The sequence below is a fragment of the Streptomyces sp. YS415 genome, assembly GCF_023544665.1.
Taxonomy (GTDB): Bacteria; Actinomycetota; Actinomycetes; order Streptomycetales; family Streptomycetaceae; genus Streptomyces.
Map to the genome: position 1 here is coordinate 264,050 of NZ_JAMJFL010000008.1, position 17,722 is coordinate 281,771.

Genomic DNA, 17,722 nt, shown 5'->3' on the forward strand with positions numbered 1-17,722 from the left:
GCGTGCTCCCCCTCTCAGCCGGTGGTGGCGGTGGCGTCGGCGTCAGTTGCCGAAGGCGGCGTCGAAGGAGGCCGACGGGGCCTCGAAGTCGTACGCCTTCAAGCCGGCCAGCGCCTCAGGGGCGCCCTGGAGGCGGTCCATGCCGGCGTCCTCCCACTCCACCGAGATCGGGCCCTGGTAGCCGATGGAGCGCAGCATCCGGAACACGTCCTCCCACGGCACATCACCGTGGCCCGCGGAGACGAAGTCCCAGCCGCGGCGCGGGTCGCCCCAGGGCAGGTGGGAGCCCAGACGCCCGTTGCGGCCGTCCAGGCGCTTGCGGGCCTCCTTGCAGTCCACGTGGTAGATCCGGTCCCGGAAGTCGTAGAGGAAACCGACCGGGTCCAGGTCCTGCCACACGAAGTGCGAGGGGTCGAAGTTCAGGCCGAAGGCCGGGCGGTGACCGACCGCCTCCAGAGCGCGCCGGGTGGTCCAGTAGTCGTAGGCGATCTCGCCGGGGTGGACCTCGTGGGCGAAACGGACGCCCTCGGCGTCGAAGACGTCCAGGATCGGGTTCCAGCGCTGCGCGAAGTCCTCGTAACCGCGCTCGATCATCGCCTCGGAGGCGGGCGGGAACATCGCCACCAGATGCCAGATCGCCGACCCGGTGAAGCCGATGACGGTTTCCACACCGAACGCCGCCGCGGCCCGGGCGGTGTCCTTCATCCGCTCCGCCGCCCGCTGCCGCACCCCTTCCGGAACACCGTCGCCCCACACCGCGCCGGGCAGGATCGCCTGGTGACGCTCGTCGATGATGGCGTCGCACACCGCCTGCCCGGTCAGGTGATTGGAGATCGCCCAGCACTTCAGGCCGTACTTCTCCAGCAGCTGATGCCGCGAGTCCAGGTACCCGGGGTCGGACAGGGCCTTGTCGACCTCGAAGTGATCGCCCCAGCAGGCGAGTTCCAGACCGTCGTAGCCGAAGTCGCGGGCCAGACGGCAGACCTCCTCCAGCGGCAGATCTGCCCACTGACCGGTGAAGAGCGTGAAGGTGCGCGGCATGGCCGGGGGCCTCCTCAGACCGCTATGGGGGTGTAGACGGAGTTCTTCTCGGCGCTCTCCTCCACCGCCGCGAGGACGCGCTGCACCTGGAGCCCGTCGGCGAAGGACGGGTCGGGCTGCCGGCCCTCGGCGATGGCGTGGACGAGGTCGCGGGCCTGGTGGACGAAGGTGTGCTCGTAGCCGAGGCCGTGGCCCGGCGGCCACCAGGCGTCGAGGTAGGGGTGCTCGGGCTCGGTGACGAGGATGCGGCGGAAGCCGCCCTGAGCCGCGGGCTCCGTACCGTCATGGAAGGACAGTTCGTTGAGCCGCTCCAGGTCGAAGGCCAACGAGCCCTTGGAGCCGTTGAGTTCGAGGCGCAGGGCGTTCTTGCGGCCGGTGGCGTAGCGGGTCGCCTCGAAGGAGGCGACGGCGCCGGAGGTGAAGCGGGCGGTGAACAGGGCCGCGTCGTCCACGGTGACCTGGCCGGTGCTCCCGTCGGCCGAGACGGCGGACAGCCCCTGCACGGCACCGCCCGGCAGCGGCCGTTCGCGGACGAAGGTCTCGGTGAGGGCGGAGACGCCGGCCAGCTTCTCCCCCGCCACGTACTGCGCGAGGTCCACGATGTGCGAACCGAGGTCGCCGAGCGAGCCGGAACCGGCGTGCTCCCTGCGCAGCCGCCAGGTCAGCGGGAACCCGGCGTCCACCAGCCAGTCCTGGAGGTACGTCACCCGCACGTGCCGCAGCCTGCCGATCCGCCCCTCGGCGACCATCCGCCGGGCGAGAGCGGTCGCGGGCACCCGGCGGTAGTTGAAGCCGACCATCGACAACTGACCCCGCCTGTATGCCTCTTCGGCCGCGCGGGCCATCATCACGGCCTCCTCCACCGTGTTGGCCAGAGGCTTCTCGCACAGGACGTGCTTTCCGGCGGCGAGGGCGGCGACGGCGATCTCGGCGTGGCTGTCGCCGGGGGTGCAGATGTCGACGAGGTCGACGTCGTCCCGGGCGATCAGCGCACGCCAGTCGGTCTCGGCCGCCGCCCATCCGTGCCGGTCGGCCGCCGTGCGCACCGCGGCCGCGTCCCGTCCGCAGATCGCGGCCAGCACGGGCCGCCGGGGCAGGTCGAAGACGCGCCCCGCGGTGCGCCACCCCTGGGAGTGGGCGGCGCCCATGAACGCGTAGCCGACCATGCCGATCCGAAGCGGCGGCTTCCCCACCCCAGGAACCACCCCAGGCACCACCTCAGGATCCACCCCGGCATCAACCCCGGCATCCACCCCAGGATCCACCTCAGGCCCTTCTGACATGCGCGTGTCCTCCTCGAACTCGTGGGAGCGGCGGCCGGCGGACGGCGGCCTACTTGAAGCCGGTGGGCATGTACTGGTCGACGTTGTCCTTGTCGACGACGGCCGAGTACAGGGTCAGCGACGCCGGGATCTCGAACTCGGCGAGGCCGCCGACCCCCTTGCCCTGGCCGAGCGCACGGGCGAGGTCGATCGCGGAGGCCGCCATGGTGGGCGGGTAGAGCACGGTCGCCTTGAGGACGCCGTCGTCCTGCTTGATGGCCTGGAAGGCGGAGAGCGCGCCCGCGCCGCCGACCATCAGGAAGTCGTCGCGTCCGGCCTGCTCGATGGCGCGCAGCGCGCCCACGCCCTGGTCGTCGTCGTGGTTCCACAGGGCGTCGAACTTCGACTGGGCCTGCAGCAGCTGGGCCATCTTGGCCTGCCCGGACTCGACCGTGAACTCGGCGGCCTGGCGGGCCACCTTCTTGATGTTGGGGTAGTTCTTCAGGGCGTCGTCGAAGCCCTGGGTGCGCTGCTGGGTGAGCTCCAGGTTGTCCAGGCCCGCCAGTTCGATCACCCGCGCCCCGGACTTCCCCTTGAGCTTCTCGCCGATGTAGTGGCCGGCGTTCAGGCCCATGCCGTAGTTGTCGCCGCCGATCCAGCAGCGGTACGCCTGCGGGGAGTTGAAGATGCGGTCCAGGTTGACGACCGGGATGCCCGCCCGCATCGCCTTCAGGCCGACCTGGGTGAGCGCCTTGCCGTCGGCCGGCAGGATCACCAGGACGTCGACCTTCTTGTTGATCAGTGTCTCGATCTGGCCGATCTGCTGGGCGGTGTCGTTGGAGCCCTCGGTGATCTCCAGGGTGACGTCGGAGTACTTCTTCGCCCGGTTCTTGGCGTTGTCGTTGATGGCGTTGAGCCAGCCGTGGTCGGCCTGAGGGCCGGCGAAGCCGATGGTGACGGGCTTGCCGGGCTTGTCGTCGGCGGCCGGCTGGTCGTTGGCGGCCGGTTCGTCGTCGGACTCGTTGCTGGTGCAGCCCGCGAGGAGGGCACCCGCTCCCACGGCGGCGGTGCCGAAGAGCAGTCCTCTGCGACTGGTGAACTCTGGCATGGCGGTGAACCCTTTCCTCAGGTCGTGCTCGCGGTACGGCGCTGGACCAGCACGGCGGCGACGATGATCGCGCCCTTGGCGATCTGCTGGACGTCGCTCTGCAGGTTGTTCAGGGCGAAGATGTTGGTGATCGTGGTGAAGATGAGGACGCCGAGCACGGCGCCGGTGATGGTGCCGCGGCCGCCGCTGAGCAGCGTGCCGCCGATGATCGCGGCGGCGATGGCGTCGAGTTCGTAGAGGTTGCCGTTGGTGTTCTGACCGGATCCGGACAGGATGATCAGCAGGAAGGCGGCGATGCCGCAGCACAGTCCGGACAGCAGGTAGAGGTAGAGGCGCTGGCGGCGGACGTCGATGCCGGCCAGCCGGGCGGCCTCGGCGTTGCCGCCGACGGCGACCGTGCGGCGGCCGAACGTGGTGCGGTTCAGGATCAGCCAGCCGATGACGGTGACGACGGCGAAGACCATGACGAGCGGCGGGATGCCGAACACGTAGGCGTCGCGTTCACCGAGGTCGAGGATGCTCGGGATGGTGACGATCTGGGTCTTGCCGTCAGTGATCTGGAGGGCGAGACCGCGCGCCGAGGCGAACATGGCGAGCGTCGCGATGAACGGCACCATCCCGCCGTACGCGATGAGCAGGCCGTTGACCAGGCCGCAGCCGACGCCGACCAGGACCGAGGTGAACAGGACGCCGCCGAAGCCGTAGTCCTGGGTCGCCACCGTGGTCGCCCATACCGAGGCCAGGGCGACGATCGCGCCGACCGACAGGTCGATGCCGCCGGAGGTGATCACGAAGGTCATGCCGACGGTGACGACACCGATGACGGAGGCCTGGGTGAGGACGAGTTGGAGGTTGCGGGTGTCGAGGAACTCGTCCGGCTTGGTGATGCCGCCGATGACGACGAGCACGGCGAGCACCCCGAGCAGGGAGAGGGTGCGGACGTCGGCGCGGGCCATCATGCCCCGCCAGGCGGGGGGTTGGGCCATGGGTGCGGTCTTGCCGGTGCCGTCCCTCGGTGGGGACGCGTGCTGCGTCATGACGCCGGGCTTCCTTCCATGACGAGGTCGAGGACACGGTGTTCGTCGAGGTCGCGGGCGGACGCGGTGTGCACGACCCGCCCTTCGCGCAGGACCAGGACACGGTCGGCGAGGCCCAGCACCTCGGGCACCTCGCTGGAGACGAGCAGCACGGCGAGTCCTTCGTCGGCGAGGCGCCGGACCACCGCGTAGAGCTCGGCGCGGGCGCCGACGTCGACGCCGCGGGTGGGTTCGTCCAGGAGCAGTACCCGGCAGCCGCGCAGCAGCCAGCGCGCCAGGACGGCCTTTTGCTGATTGCCGCCGGACAGGGTGCGCACCGGCACCGCGGGGTTGTCGGGCCGCAGGGACAGCTCGCGCGTCGCGGCCCGCGCGGCGCCCAGTTCGGCCCCCCGGTCGATCCAGCCGGCGTGCGCGAAGCGGGACATGGAGGAGACCGAGACATTGCGGGTGACGGACTCCAGCATCAGCAGGGCCTGCGCCTTGCGTTCCTCGGGGGCGAGGCCGAGTCCGGCCCGGACGGCGGCACGCACGCTGCCCGGCCCCAACGCCCGTCCGTCGACGAGGACCTGGCCTGCCGAGGGCTTGCGCGCCCCGTAGATCGTCTCCAGGATCTCGGACCGGCCGGAGCCGACCAGTCCGGCGAGCCCGACGATCTCCCCGGGCCGCACCTCCAGGTCCAGCGGCTCGAACTCGCCCTCGCGGGCCAGCCCCTGGACCTGCAGCACGGGTGTGCCGCCCGCCACGCCCACGGGCCGGTCGGGGAAGACGTACTCGACGTTGCGGCCCGTCATCAGCGCCACGACGTCCCGGGTGGGCGTCGACTTCGCCGGCAGTCCCACCGCCACGGCCCGGCCGTCCTTGAGCACGGTCACCCGGTCGCCGATGCGCCGGATCTCCTCCAGCCGGTGGGAGATGTAGACGACGGCGACCCCGTCGGCGGTCAGGTCGCCGACGATCCGGAAGAGGTTGTCGACCTCGTCGGGGTCCAGGGCGGCGGACGGCTCGTCCATCACGATCAGCCGTACGTCGTGGGAGAGCGCCCGCGCCATGGAGACGATCTGCTGCTGGGCCGCCGACAACTCCCCCACCAGCCGCCCCGGTTCGATCTCCGGGTGCCCGAGCCGCTGGAGCATCTGCGCGGTCCGCGTGCGGGCGGTCCTGCGGCGTACGACGAAACCGGCGGCCGTCGGTTCGTGACCGAGGTAGACGTTCTCGGCCACCGACAGGTGCTCGACCAGGTCGAGTTCCTGGTAGATGGTGGCGATGCCCAGGCGCATGGCGGCGATCGGGGAGCGCAGGGTGACGTCCTCGCCGCGCCAGCGGATGGTGCCGGTGTCGGGCTGGTGGGCGCCGGCCAGGACCTTGATCAGGGTGGACTTCCCGGCCCCGTTCTGGCCGAGCAGACAGTGCACCTCGCCGGCCTGGACATCGAGGTCGACTCCGTCGAGGGCCCGGACCCCGGGGAACGACTTGGTGATTCCGGACATGCTGAGCAGCGGTGGTTCTGGTGCCATGAGCTCCCCTAGGCGGGCGTGCGGGCCGGTTCAGGGCAGGGCGGAGCTGAGGGTCGTACGGGAAGGGCTCGTACCGAGGTCGGTTACGCGGGTGAGAAGAGGTGGTCGCTGATGAGCCGGGCCGCGCCGATGACTCCGGCGGTGGGGCCCAGTTCCCCCAGCACGATGGGCAGGTTGCCGGTCGCCAGCGGCAGCGACTGGCGGTAGACCTGGGTGCGGATCGCGGCGAGCAGGGTGTGGCCGAGGCCGGTCACCCCGCCGCCGATCACCACCAGGCCCGGGTTGAAGAAGCTGACCAGACCGGCGATGACCTGGCCGGTGCGGTCGCCGCCCTCGCGGATCAGATCGAGGGCGGTGGCGTCCCCCGCGGCGGCAGCGGCGGCGACATCGACGGCGCTGAGTCCGCCGTTCGCCTCCAGCCGTGTGGCGAGTTCGGCCGACCGCCCCTGCTGGGCCGCCTCCACGGCGTCCCGGGCGAGGGCGGCCCCGCTGAAGTGGGCCTCCAGGCAGCCCCGGTTGCCGCAGGCGCAGGGCCTGCCGTCGGGTACTGCCTGGATGTGCCCGATGTCGCCGGCGCTGCCCGTCGCACCGCGGTGGACACCGCCGCCGACGACGATGCCGCAGCCGATACCGGTGCCGATCTTGACGCAGAGGAAGTCGTTCACGGAGCGTGCGACGCCCGCGTGCTGCTCCCCCATCGCCATCAGGTTCACGTCGTTGTCGACCATGACCGGGCAGCCGAGATCCTGGCTGAGGGCCTCCCGTACGGGGAAGCCGTCCCAGCCCGGCATGATCGGCGGCGCGACCGGCACGCCCTCGGGGAAGCGGACCGGGCCCGGGACGCCGATGCCGGCGCCGTCGTACCCTTCCGCCAGCCCGGTCGCGCGCAGCTTGGCGGCCATGGCGAGGACCTGCTCGAAGACCGCGACCGGGCCCTCGCGCACGTCCATCGGGTGGTTGAGGTGTCCGAGGATCTCCAGTTCGGCGTTGGTGACGGCGACGTCGACCGAGGTCGCGCCGATGTCGACGCCGAGGAAGCGGAGCCCCGGGTTGAGCCGGATGTTGTGGGAGCGCCGGCCGCCGCGCGAGGCGGCGAGTCCGTCGGCCACGACCAGGCCCGTCTCCAGCAGCCGGTCCACCTCCACGGCCAGCTTGGACCGTGACAGGTCGACCTGATCGCCCAGCTGCGCACGGGAGTTGGGCCCCCCGTCGCGCAACAGCTTGAGCAGCCGGGCCTGATGGGCGTTCGCGGGTCGCGCCGTCATACGTCTCACGTGCCCCTCCCCGCCTGTTTCGGCCACCAGTTGCCGGGCTTTGGAGGGGAACGTAGCAGTGGCCGCCGTGGCTGGGAAGAATCTGTGCACGAATTGGCGTCGACTTCCGCCACTGAGAGGACAAAGCCGGGTGCTGTCCGCCCCGGCCCCGCAGGATGGGCGCGCCGTCGAGGACCGGGCGCGGGAGCACGCCCACGCCTTGTGACCGTCAGGACTGCTGGCGGGCGTGGTACGAGGTCCTGGTGTGCTCGGTGTGTTCGCGCATGAGCGCGGTGGCGCGCTGCTGGTCGCGCTCGGAGATCGCCGCGATCAGCCCCCGGTGCTCGATCCAGGACTGCCGGCCGCGCTGCCGGGCCACCGGTGTGTAGTACCACCGCACCCGGCGGTCCACCTGGGCGGCGAGTTCGGCGAGGACGGCGTTGCCCGCGAGTTCCATGACCTTGGCGTGGAAGCGGGCGTTGATCGCGACGGCGCCGTCCACGTCGTCCGCCTCCACCGCGCGCTCGCCCTCGGCGCACAGTTCCTCCAGGGCGGCGATCCCGGCGGCTCCGGCGTTGGCGGCGGCGAGCCGGGCGGCCTCGGCCTCCAGCAGGGTGCGCACGGTGAGGAGCTGGTCGGCCTCCTCCTCGGTGGGCTCGTGCACGAAGGCGCCCTGGGCGGGCCGCAGATCGACCCAGCCCTCGGTGTTCAGGCGTTGCAGCGCCTCGCGCACCGGCTGCCGGGACACCCCGAGGTGGCCCGCGAGTTCGCTCTCGACCAGATGCTGGCCGGGGCGCAGGGCGCGGGTGGTGATGAGTTCGAGCAGGGCCTCGTAGACACGGTCCCGCAGCGGCCCGGGCCGTTCGAGCTTGGGCACCGCCCCCTGCGGAAGTCCTGTCGACAACATCGCGGTCCCCCTCCAGAGCCGTCGGACAGCACAGTATGAATTGTCTTTCGTCTACAGTCTACGGCGCTCCGGGGCCAGGGAGAGGGGGAGTTGGCCTCGTCACACCGGCGGAAGCGGCCTGGTCGCAACGGCGGGAGTGGGCCGGGTCACACCGGTGTCAGGGGCAGCGGACGACCTGCCCGGCGTACGAGAGGTTCCCGCCGAAGCCGAACAGCAGCACCGGGTCGCCGGTGGTGATCTCACCGCGCTCGACCAGCTTGGAGAAGGCCAGCGGGATGCTCGCGGCGGAGGTGTTGCCGGACTCGGACACGTCCTTCGCCACCACCGCGTTGACCGCGCCGATCTTCTGCGCGAGGGGTTCGATGATCCGCAGGTTGGCCTGGTGCAGCACGACCGCGGCGAGGTCGGCGGGGGCGAGCCCGGACCGCTCGCAGGCCTGCCGGGCGACGGAGGGCAGCTGGGTGGTGGCCCAGCGGTAGACGCTCTGCCCCTCCTGCGCGAACCGCGACGGCGTCCCCTCGATCCGCACGGCGTGCCCCATCTCGGGCACCGATCCCCACCTCACCGGTCCGATGCCGGGCTCCTCCGACGCCTCCACGACGGCGGCCCCCGCCCCGTCGCCGACGAGCACACAGGTCGTGCGGTCGGTCCAGTCGGCCACGTCGGACATCTTGTCGGCGCCGATCACCAGGGCGCGGGTGGCGCCGCCCGCGCGGACGGTGTGGTCGGCGGTGGCCAGGGCGTGGGTGAAACCGGCGCAGACGACGTTGACGTCCATCGCGGCGGGCGAGGGGATGCCGAGCCGGGCGGCGACGCGCGCGGCCATGTTCGGGGAGCGGTCGACGGCGGTGGAGGTGGCCACCAGCACCAGGTCGATGTCGGACGGGGCGAGGCCCGCCGCCGCGAGGGCCTTGGCGGCGGCGTGCGCGGCCAGCTCGTCCACGGGTTCGTCGGGCCCGGCGATGTGGCGGGTGCGGATGCCCACCCGGGACGTGATCCACTCGTCGCTGGTGTCGACCAGGCCGGCCAGGTCCTCGTTGGTGAGTACCCTGGCCGGCTGGTAATGGCCGAGCGCGGCGATGCGCGAGCCGTTCATCGGATGGTCCCCCTTGTTGCTCGGGTAGCGGGATCCACCAGTCTGATCAGTGACTCACCGGTACGGCGGCAGGTGAAGTCACAGGAATAGGGCGCCCGGGTTGTCGGCTTCGGTCAGCCCCTCGGGCGCTGTGACTCCTGTCCGGTGAGCAGGCGCCAGGCGCCGCGGCTCCTGTCCGGCGAGCAGGCGCCCCGGTGCCCGTCCGGCGAGCGGGTGCCCCGACCGTCTATCCGGTGAACAGCTGTGTCGCCTTCCGGACGAGTTCGTAGAGCCCGTAGCAGAGCGGTGCCCCCACCCACAGCCAGGCGAAGGCGATCAGTCCGCGCCGGTCAGGCCGACTTCGGCTGCTGTCGTGCGGCATCGGCGGCCTCCTGCCGGGGTGCGGGGACGTGGTGGCGGGGGTGGACGGGCCGGACCAGTTCGTTGGCGACGAGGCCGACGACCAGCAGGCCGATCATGATGGCGAAGGACAGGCCGTACAGGGAGGCTCCGGTGCGGCCCGCCTCCTCCTGCCGGTCGGCGATCCAGTTCACGATCAGCGGTCCGAGGACGCCGGCGGTGGACCAGGCGGTGAGCAGCCGGCCGTGGATCGCGCCGACCTGGTGGGTGCCGAAGAGGTCCTTCAGATAGGCGGGGATCGTCGCGAAGCCGCCGCCGTAGAAGGAGAGGATCACCAGGGCGCACAGGATGAACAGCGGCTTGGAGGAGTCGCCGAACAGGGCGATGGCGGCGTACATCAGCGCGCCGACGCCCAGGTAGAGGCGGTAGATGTTCTTCCGCCCGATCAGGTCGGAGGTGGACGACCAGCCGATGCGGCCGGCCATGTTGGCGGCCGACAGCAGGGCGACGAAGCCGGCCGCGGCGGTCGCCGACACCGTTGTCGAGGTGTCCGCGAAGAAGTCCGTGATCATCGGCGCGGCCTTCTCCAGGATGCCGATGCCCGCGGTCACGTTCATGCAGAGCACGACCCACAGACACCAGAACTGGGGGGTGCGGATGGCTTGTCGCGCGGTCACCCGTGGGCCGGTGGGGGCGGCCGTCCCGGTGTCCCGCCTCGCGGGTTCGGTGCGCGGCACCCTGACCAGGAGGACACCCAGCGACATGAACACCGCGTACGACAGGCCGTGCACCAGAAAGGCGAGCGCGATGCCGGAGGAGTCGTCGCCGAAGGACTCCAGCATCTGCGCGGACCACGGCGAGGCGATCAGCGCGCCGCCGCCGAATCCCATGATGGCGATGCCGGTGGCCATGCCGGGCCGGTCCGGGAACCACTTGATCAGCGTGGAGACGGGCGAGATGTAGCCGATGCCGAGGCCGATCCCGCCGACGAAGCCGTAGCCGAGGACGATCAGCCAGTACTGCTCGGTGGCCGCGCCGAGCGCGGAGATCAGGAAGCCGGAGGAGAAGCAGCACAGGGCGACGGTCATCGCCCAGCGCGGGCCGTTGCGTTCGACGAGCGTGCCGCCGAACGCGGCGGACAGGCCCAGCATGACGATGCCCAGCTGGAAGGGCAGGGCGCTCTGGGTGCCGCTGAGGCCGAGCGCGGATTCCAGGGGCGGTTTGAACACGGACCAGGCGTAGGCCTGGCCGATGGAGAGGTGGACCGAGAGAGCGGCAGGGGGAACCAGCCAGCGGCTCCAGCCCGGCGGCGCGACGGGGGGACTCATGATCCCGAACGCTAGGAACCGGGGCGGGAGTTGAGAAGCGACGCGTCGACCGTATGCGGTGAGCGGTATTCCGAGCGCGACGAACGGTCGGACCGACCGGTCTCCGGCAGCCGGTGAGCCCTCTTCCGAACCCGCGCCCGAACCCTTGCCGCCCCAGCCCATGCTGCCCCAGCCCTTGCCGCCCCAACGAGCATACTGTAGACAATATTTCGTCGACAGGATGTCGGCCGCCCCATCTCCGCGGTATCCCTCGAACCGAACGGAGCTCCCCCGTATGAAAGTCGCAGTCCTCGGCGCCGGTGCGATCGGCGCCTATGTCGGCGCCGCGCTCCACCGCGCGGGCGCCGATGTGCATCTCGTCGCCCGTGGACCGCATCTCGCGGCCATGAGGCAGCACGGCGTGCGGGTGCTCAGCCCGCGCGGCGATTTCACCGCCCGCGCCCGGGCCACCGACGACCCCGCCGAGATCGGCCCGGTCGACTACGTGTTCCTGGGCCTGAAGGCCAACTCGTACGCGGCGTGCGGGCCGCTGATCGAGCCCCTGCTGCACGACGCGACGGCGGTGATCGCCGCCCAGAACGGCATCCCCTGGTGGTACTTCCACCGGCACGGCGGCCCCCACGACGGCCATCGCGTGGAGAGCGTCGACCCGGGCGGCGCGGTCAGTGCGGTGCTCCCGCCCGAACGGGCCGTCGGCTGTGTCGTCTACGCCGCCACCGAACTCGAAGGACCGGGCGTCGTACGGCACTTGGAAGGCACCCGGTTCTCCATCGGCGAACCCGACCGGAGCATCTCGCCGCGCTGTCTGGCGTTCGGCGAGGCCATGCGGGCCGGCGGGCTGAAGTGCCCGGTCGAACCCGATCTGCGCAACGACATCTGGCTCAAGCTGCTCGGCAACATCTCCTTCAACCCGATCAGCGCGCTGGCCCGCGCCACCATGCGGCAGATGTGCCTGCACGGCGGCACCCGCCAGGTGATCGAGACCATGATGGCCGAGACGCTCGCCGTCGCCGAGGCCCTCGGCTGCGAGGTCGGCGTCTCCATCGAACGCCGGATGGCCGGCGCCGAGAAGGTCGGCGACCACCGCACCTCCACGCTCCAGGACCTGGAGCGCGGCAAGCCGCTCGAACTCGACGTCCTCCTCGCGGCGGTCGTCGAGCTGGCGGAGATCACCGGCGTCCCGGTGCCCACCCTGCGCACCGTGCACGCCATCTCGGACCTGCTCGCGCTGAGGAGCGCCGCATGAGGAAACGGCAACCGAAGACCTACACCCGGCTCACCCACCCGCTCGTCCGGGACTCCCGCGACGAGCCCTTCCGCCGGGCGAGCTGGGAGGAGGCCCTGGAGCGTGCGGCCCGGGGCATCGGGCGCCACCGCGGCGCGTTCGGCCTGTTCTCCTGCGCCCGCGCCACCAACGAGATGAACTACGTGGCCCAGAAGTTCGCGCGGGTCGTCATGGGCACCAACAACGTCGACTCCTGCAACCGCACCTGTCACGCCCCGAGCGTGGCGGGCCTGTCGGCGGCCTTCGGCTCCGGCGGCGGGACCTCCTCGTACGAGGAGATCGAGCACACCGACGTCATCGTGATGTGGGGCTCCAACGCCCGCTTCGCGCACCCGATCTTCTTCCAGCACGTGCTGAAGGGGATCAGGAACGGCGCCCGGATGTACGCCGTCGACCCGCGCCGCACCTCCACCGCCGAGTGGGCGGAGAGCTGGCTGGGGCTGAACGTCGGCACCGACATCCCGATGGCCCACGCGATGGGCCGCGAGATCATCCGCGCGGGCCTCGCCAACGAGGCGTTCATCGAGCGGGCGACCAGCGGCTTCGACGAGTACCGGGCCCTCGTCGAGCCCTGGACGCTCTCGCTCGCCGAGAAGGTGACGGGCGTACCGGCCCAGGCCATCAGGGAGTTGGCGCACGCCTACGCCCGCGCCGAGCGCGCCCAGCTGTGCTGGACGCTCGGCATCACCGAGCACCACAACGGCACCGACAACGTCCGCGCACTGATCAACCTGTCCCTGCTGACCGGCCACGTGGGCCGCTACGGCAGCGGGCTGCAGCCGTTGCGCGGCCAGAACAACGTCCAGGGCGGCGGCGACATGGGGGCCATCCCCAACCGGCTGCCCGGCTTCCAGGACATCCTCGACCCCGCCTCCCGACTGAGGTTCGAGTCGGCGTGGGACACCGTCATCCAGCCGCACCACGGACTGAACCTCACCGAGATGTTCGAGGCGATGGAGGAGGGCACCCTCAAGGCCGTCTACTGCATCGGCGAGAACCCGGCGCAGTCGGAGGCCGACAGCGAGCAGGCCGTACGGCGCCTGCGGCAGCTGGACTTCCTGGTGGTCCAGGACATCTTCCTGACGAAGACGGCCGAGCTCGCCGACGTCGTGCTGCCCGCGACCGCCGGATGGGCCGAGACCGACGGCACCACCACCAACAGCGAGCGGCGGGTCCAGCGGGTGCGGCGGGCGGTCACCCCGCCCGGCGAGGCCCGCGAGGACATCGACATCATCTGCGAACTGGCCGCACGGCTCGGCCACGAGTGGAAGTACGCCGACGCCGAGGCGGTCTGGAACGAGCTCAGGTCCCTCTCCCCGGACCACCACGGCATGACGTACGCACGCCTGGCGGAGCAGCAGGGCATCCAGTGGCCGTGCCCCAGCCCCGACGAGCTCGGACCCCCGTATCTGCACAGCCGGTTGTGGGACACGGACCCCGCGCGCAGGGGCCGCCCGGCACCCTTCGGGCTGGTCCGGCACGATCCGCCGGTCGACCTCACCGACGAGCAGTACCCGATCCGGCTCACCACCGGACGGCGCCTGGACTCCTACAACACCGGTGTGCAGAGCGGCAGTTACGCCTCCCCGCTGCGGCGCGGCGAGTACATAGAACTGTGCCCGGAGGACGCCGAGCGCTACGGGGTCGTGGTGGGCGAGGAGGTCCGGGTGACCTCGCGCCGGGGAGCCGTCGTCGCGCCGGTGTGGATCGACACCGCGCTGCGGCCCGGGCTCGCCTTCATGACCATGCACTTCCCCGACGAGGTGGACACCAACCAGCTGACGATCGAGGCCAACTGCCCGATCGCGGGGACGGCGGAGTTCAAGGCGTCGGCGATCCGGATCGACAAGCTGCCCGTCGCGACCATCGTGAGGTGACGCAAGTGGACCTGCACTTCGGCGACAGCAAGCCGACGGACGACGAACGGGCCGCCGTGGACGCCCTGCTGGGCCCGCCCGAGTCCTCCTGGGAGGGCGCCGACCGCTCCGCCGCCGACCTCAGGTGGGCACGCGGCGGACGCGCGGCCCGCGACCGACGGGACCTGCTGCTGCCGGGGCTGCACGCCCTCAACGACCGGATCGGCTGGATCAGCGACGGCGCCCTCGACTACCTGTGCCGCCGCCTGACGGTGCCGCCCGCCGAGGCCTACGGCGTCGCCACGTTCTACGCCATGTTCTCCGTCAGGCCCCGCCCGGCGACCGTCCTGCACGTCTGCACGGACCTGGCCTGCGCGGCGGCGGGCGCGGCCGGCCTGTGCGCCGGCCTCGAGAGCGGCCCGGTCCCCGGCGTGCACGTCGAGCGCAGCCCCTGCCTGGGCCTGTGCGAGCGCGCTCCGGCGGCCCTGGCGATCAAGGCGGGGGACCCGGTACGTACGGCCGTGTCGGCGCCGGCCACCGTGCGCGACGCCGTCCTGGCCGCGACCGCGCCCGACTCGGCCTCCGAGGAGCCGCCGGCGGCGCTGGCGGTCCCCCAGGCCGGGCACCCGGGGCTGATCCTGCTCGGCAGGATCGGCGTCGTGGACCCGGCGAGCCTGGACGACTACCGCGCCCACGGCGGCTGCACCGCCCTGCGCCGGGCCTTCGAGCTGGGGCCCGCCGGTGTCATCCGCGAGGTGACCGACTCGGGCCTGGTCGGGCGGGGCGGCGCCGCCTTCCCCACCGGGCGCAAATGGCAGGCCACGGCGGCCCAGCCCGACCGCCCGCACTACCTCGTCTGCAACGCCGACGAATCCGAGCCCGGCACCTTCAAGGACCGGGTGATCATGGAGGGTGACCCGTACGCCCTGGTCGAGGCGATGACCATCGCCGCCTACGCGACCGGCGCGCACCGGGGCTACCTGTATCTGCGCGGCGAGTACCCGCGCTCCCTGGCCCGCATGGAGCACGCCCTCGCCCAGGCGCGAACCCGCGGACTGCTCGGCGAGGACGTCCTCGGGCAGGGCTGGTCCTTCGACATCGAGATCCGCAGGGGCGCGGGCGCCTACATCTGCGGTGAGGAGACGGCCCTGTTCAACTCCATCGAGGGCTACCGGGGCGAGCCGCGCGCCAAGCCGCCGTTCCCCGTCGAGAAGGGCCTGTTCGGCAAACCGACGGTCGAGAACAACGTGGAGACGCTGGTCAACGTCCTGCCGATCCTCACCATGGGCGCACCGGCCTACGCGGCGATCGGCACCGCAAAGTCCACCGGGCCGAAACTGTTCTGCGTGTCCGGGAGCGTGGCGCGGCCCGGGATCTACGAGCTGCCCTTCGGGGCCACGCTGGGCGAACTGCTGGACCTGGCCGGGGTGCGCGACGGGCTGCGGGCGGTGCTGCTGGGCGGCGCCGCGGGCGGCTTCGTACGGCCCGACGAGCGGGACATCCCGCTCACCTTCGAAGGCACCCGCCAGGCGGGCACCACCCTCGGCTCGGGTGTGGTGATGGCCTTCGACGACACCGTGCCCCTGCCCCGGCTGCTGCTGCGGATCGCCGAGTTCTTCCGCGCCGAGTCCTGCGGGCAGTGCGTGCCGTGCCGGGTCGGGACCGTGCGCCAGGAGGAGGCGCTGCACCGGATCGCCGAGCGCACGGGCGCGGCGGCCGCCGGGGACATCGCCCTGCTCAGGGAGGTCGGCCGCGCGATGCGGGACGCCTCGATCTGCGGTCTGGGACAGACCGCGTGGAACGCCGTGGAATCCGCCATCGACCGCCTGGGGGCGTACGAATGACCGTGACACCGCTGGGGATCCCCCGCCGCCTGCTGGAGTTCACTCTCGACGGGGAGCCCGTGCGGGCGCCCGAGGGGTCGACGATCCTGGACGCCTGCCGGGCCGTCGGTAAGGACGTCCCGACCCTGTGCGAGGGCGACACCCTGCGCCCCAAGAACGCCTGCCGGGTCTGTGTCGTCGAGGTCGAGGGAGCCCGCACCCTGGTCCCGGCCTGCTCACGGAAGGCCGAGCCGGGCATGGAGGTCCGCACCGGCACCGAGCGGGCGCGGCACAGCCGCAAGGTGGTGCTCGAACTGCTCGCCTCCTCGGTCGACCTGTCGACGACCCCGCGGGCCGCGGAGTGGATCAAGGAGTACGGGGCCGAACCGGACCGCTTCGGCCCGGACGCGGCCCGGCTGGGCGAGGAGCCGAGGATCGACAACGATCTGTACGTGCGCGACTACGACAAGTGCATCCTCTGCTACAAGTGCGTCGACGCCTGCGGCGACCAGTGGCAGAACACCTTCGCGATCTCGGTGGCCGGACGGGGCTTCGACGCGCGGATCGCGGTGGAGCACGACGCCCCGCTGACCGACTCGGCCTGCGTGTACTGCGGGAACTGCATCGAGGTGTGCCCGACCGGGGCGCTGTCCTTCAAGTCCGAGTTCGACATGCGGGCCGCGGGTACGTGGGACGAGGCCCGGCAGACCGGGACGACCACGGTGTGCGCGTACTGCGGAGTGGGCTGCAACCTCACCCTGCACGTGCAGGACAATGAGATCGTGAAGGTCACCTCGCCGCACGACAACCCGGTGACCCACGGCAATCTGTGCATCAAGGGCCGCTTCGGCTACCAGCACGTCCAGAACCGGAACTGATCGGGGCTGATGGGGACATGGGACGAGTCACGGAACGACGCAAGGTGGTCCGGATCCGGGACGGGGCGGTCACCACCCGCCCGGACACGCTCGTCGCCGAGGAACCCCTGGAGATCCGGCTCAACGGCAAACCGCTCGCGATCACCATGCGCACCCCCGGCGACGACTTCGCGCTCGCCGCCGGGTTCCTGGTCAGCGAGGGGGTGCTCGCGGAGCAGGCCGATCTGCAGAACATCGTGTACTGCGCGGGCGCCACGGCCGACGGCTCGAACACGTACAACGTGGTCGACGTGAAGACGGCGCCGCAGGTGGTGATCCCGGACATCACGCTGGAGCGCAACGTCTACACGACGTCCTCCTGCGGCCTGTGCGGCAAGGCGAGCCTCGACGCCGTACGGACCACCACCCGCTGGCCCATCGCCGACACACCCCCGCTCCGCGTCGAGCCCGAGCTGCTGGCCGCCCTGCCCGACCGGCTGCGCGCCGCCCAGCGCGTCTTCGACCGGACCGGAGGGCTGCACGCGGCGGCCCTGTTCGACGAGGACGGGGACCTGCTCGACGTACGGGAGGACGTGGGGCGGCACAACGCGGTCGACAAACTGGTCGGACGCGCGCTCCAGAACGGCGACCTGCCCCTGTCCCGCACCATCCTGCTGGTCTCCGGGCGGGCCTCCTTCGAGCTGGCACAGAAGGCGGTGATGGCCGGGATCCCGGTGCTGGCGGCGGTGTCGGCGCCCTCCTCGCTGGCGGTGGACCTCGCCACGGAGACCGGGCTGACCCTCGTGGGCTTCCTGCGGGGCACCTCCATGAACGTGTACGCGGGCGAGAACCGCGTCGCCCTGGGGGCCGCGGCCACCCGGGGCTGAACGGTTCCCCGCTGCACGGCGGCGGGACCCCGAGCGGCGGGGAGCGCCCCCTGCGCCGCCCGGGGTCTTGCTGGCATATGGGTCGGTCGCCTTCGGGGCGCCTGTGCCGGTGTCGAGCCGCCGATCGTC

The 17,722-nt window shown here is 71.6% G+C and carries 14 protein-coding genes; 5 read left to right on the forward strand and 9 right to left on the reverse strand.

Going from position 1 to position 17,722, the window contains the following annotated elements; all coding sequences use genetic code 11:
* Positions 1 to 42: 42 nt before the first annotated feature.
* From M8H82_RS13275 to M8H82_RS13315, 9 genes are all read right to left on the reverse strand, one after another.
* Positions 43 to 1,041, reverse strand: coding sequence for a sugar phosphate isomerase/epimerase (locus tag M8H82_RS13275; protein WP_250073386.1), 999 nt, complete (start codon positions 1,039 to 1,041; stop codon positions 43 to 45).
* Between the two features lie 14 nt (positions 1,042 to 1,055).
* Positions 1,056 to 2,324 carry a Gfo/Idh/MocA family protein gene (locus M8H82_RS13280; protein WP_374211655.1) on the reverse strand — a complete coding sequence of 423 codons (1,269 nt, stop codon included), beginning with the start codon at positions 2,322 to 2,324 and terminating at the stop codon, positions 1,056 to 1,058.
* Positions 2,325 to 2,373: 49 nt separating this feature from the next.
* A complete protein-coding gene (locus M8H82_RS13285) occupies positions 2,374 to 3,411 on the reverse strand; it encodes a substrate-binding domain-containing protein (RefSeq protein WP_250073387.1) in 1,038 nt (345 codons plus the stop codon).
* Positions 3,412 to 3,428: 17 nt separating this feature from the next.
* Positions 3,429 to 4,448, reverse strand: a complete 1,020-nt coding sequence (locus M8H82_RS13290) for an ABC transporter permease (RefSeq protein WP_250073389.1) — start codon at positions 4,446 to 4,448, stop codon at positions 3,429 to 3,431.
* Entirely contained in the window at positions 4,445 to 5,962 is a 1,518-nt protein-coding gene (locus M8H82_RS13295; RefSeq protein WP_250073391.1) for a sugar ABC transporter ATP-binding protein, read from the reverse strand. Before M8H82_RS13295 ends, M8H82_RS13290 begins: the two co-directional genes overlap by 4 nt.
* 83 nt (positions 5,963 to 6,045) lie before the next feature.
* Positions 6,046 to 7,227: an ROK family transcriptional regulator gene (locus M8H82_RS13300; protein WP_250073392.1), complete on the reverse strand. Its 1,182-nt coding sequence runs from the start codon at positions 7,225 to 7,227 to the stop codon at positions 6,046 to 6,048.
* 217 nt (positions 7,228 to 7,444) lie between these two features.
* On the reverse strand, positions 7,445 to 8,122 hold the full coding sequence (locus M8H82_RS13305) for a GntR family transcriptional regulator (RefSeq protein ID WP_250073394.1): 678 nt from the start codon (positions 8,120 to 8,122) through the stop codon (positions 7,445 to 7,447).
* A 157-nt stretch (positions 8,123 to 8,279) separates the two neighbouring features.
* Complete coding sequence (locus M8H82_RS13310) at positions 8,280 to 9,218, reverse strand: beta-ketoacyl-ACP synthase III (RefSeq protein WP_250073395.1); 939 nt, start codon at positions 9,216 to 9,218, stop codon at positions 8,280 to 8,282.
* Between the two features lie 329 nt (positions 9,219 to 9,547).
* Entirely contained in the window at positions 9,548 to 10,885 is a 1,338-nt protein-coding gene (locus tag M8H82_RS13315; protein WP_250073396.1) for an OFA family MFS transporter, read from the reverse strand.
* Positions 10,886 to 11,159: 274 nt separating this feature from the next.
* On the opposite strand from M8H82_RS13315, the gene M8H82_RS13320 reads away from it, so the two are divergent.
* From M8H82_RS13320 to fdhD, 5 genes are read left to right on the forward strand one after another with little or no spacing between them, the layout of a single operon-like run.
* Entirely contained in the window at positions 11,160 to 12,131 is a 972-nt protein-coding gene (locus M8H82_RS13320) for a 2-dehydropantoate 2-reductase (protein ID WP_250073397.1), read from the forward strand.
* A complete protein-coding gene (locus M8H82_RS13325) occupies positions 12,128 to 14,047 on the forward strand; it encodes a molybdopterin oxidoreductase family protein (protein WP_250073398.1) in 1,920 nt (639 codons plus the stop codon). The genes M8H82_RS13320 and M8H82_RS13325 overlap by 4 nt, the downstream gene beginning before the upstream one ends.
* Positions 14,048 to 14,052: 5 nt before the next feature.
* Positions 14,053 to 15,870 carry an NADH-ubiquinone oxidoreductase-F iron-sulfur binding region domain-containing protein gene (locus M8H82_RS13330; RefSeq protein WP_250073424.1) on the forward strand — a complete coding sequence of 606 codons (1,818 nt, stop codon included), beginning with the start codon at positions 14,053 to 14,055 and terminating at the stop codon, positions 15,868 to 15,870.
* Positions 15,867 to 16,727 carry a 2Fe-2S iron-sulfur cluster-binding protein gene (locus M8H82_RS13335; protein WP_250073399.1) on the forward strand — a complete coding sequence of 287 codons (861 nt, stop codon included), beginning with the start codon at positions 15,867 to 15,869 and terminating at the stop codon, positions 16,725 to 16,727. Before M8H82_RS13330 ends, M8H82_RS13335 begins: the two co-directional genes overlap by 4 nt.
* 17 nt (positions 16,728 to 16,744) lie before the next feature.
* Positions 16,745 to 17,593, forward strand: coding sequence for a formate dehydrogenase accessory sulfurtransferase FdhD (fdhD, locus tag M8H82_RS13340; protein ID WP_250073400.1), 849 nt, complete (start codon positions 16,745 to 16,747; stop codon positions 17,591 to 17,593).
* Positions 17,594 to 17,722 lie beyond the last annotated feature (129 nt).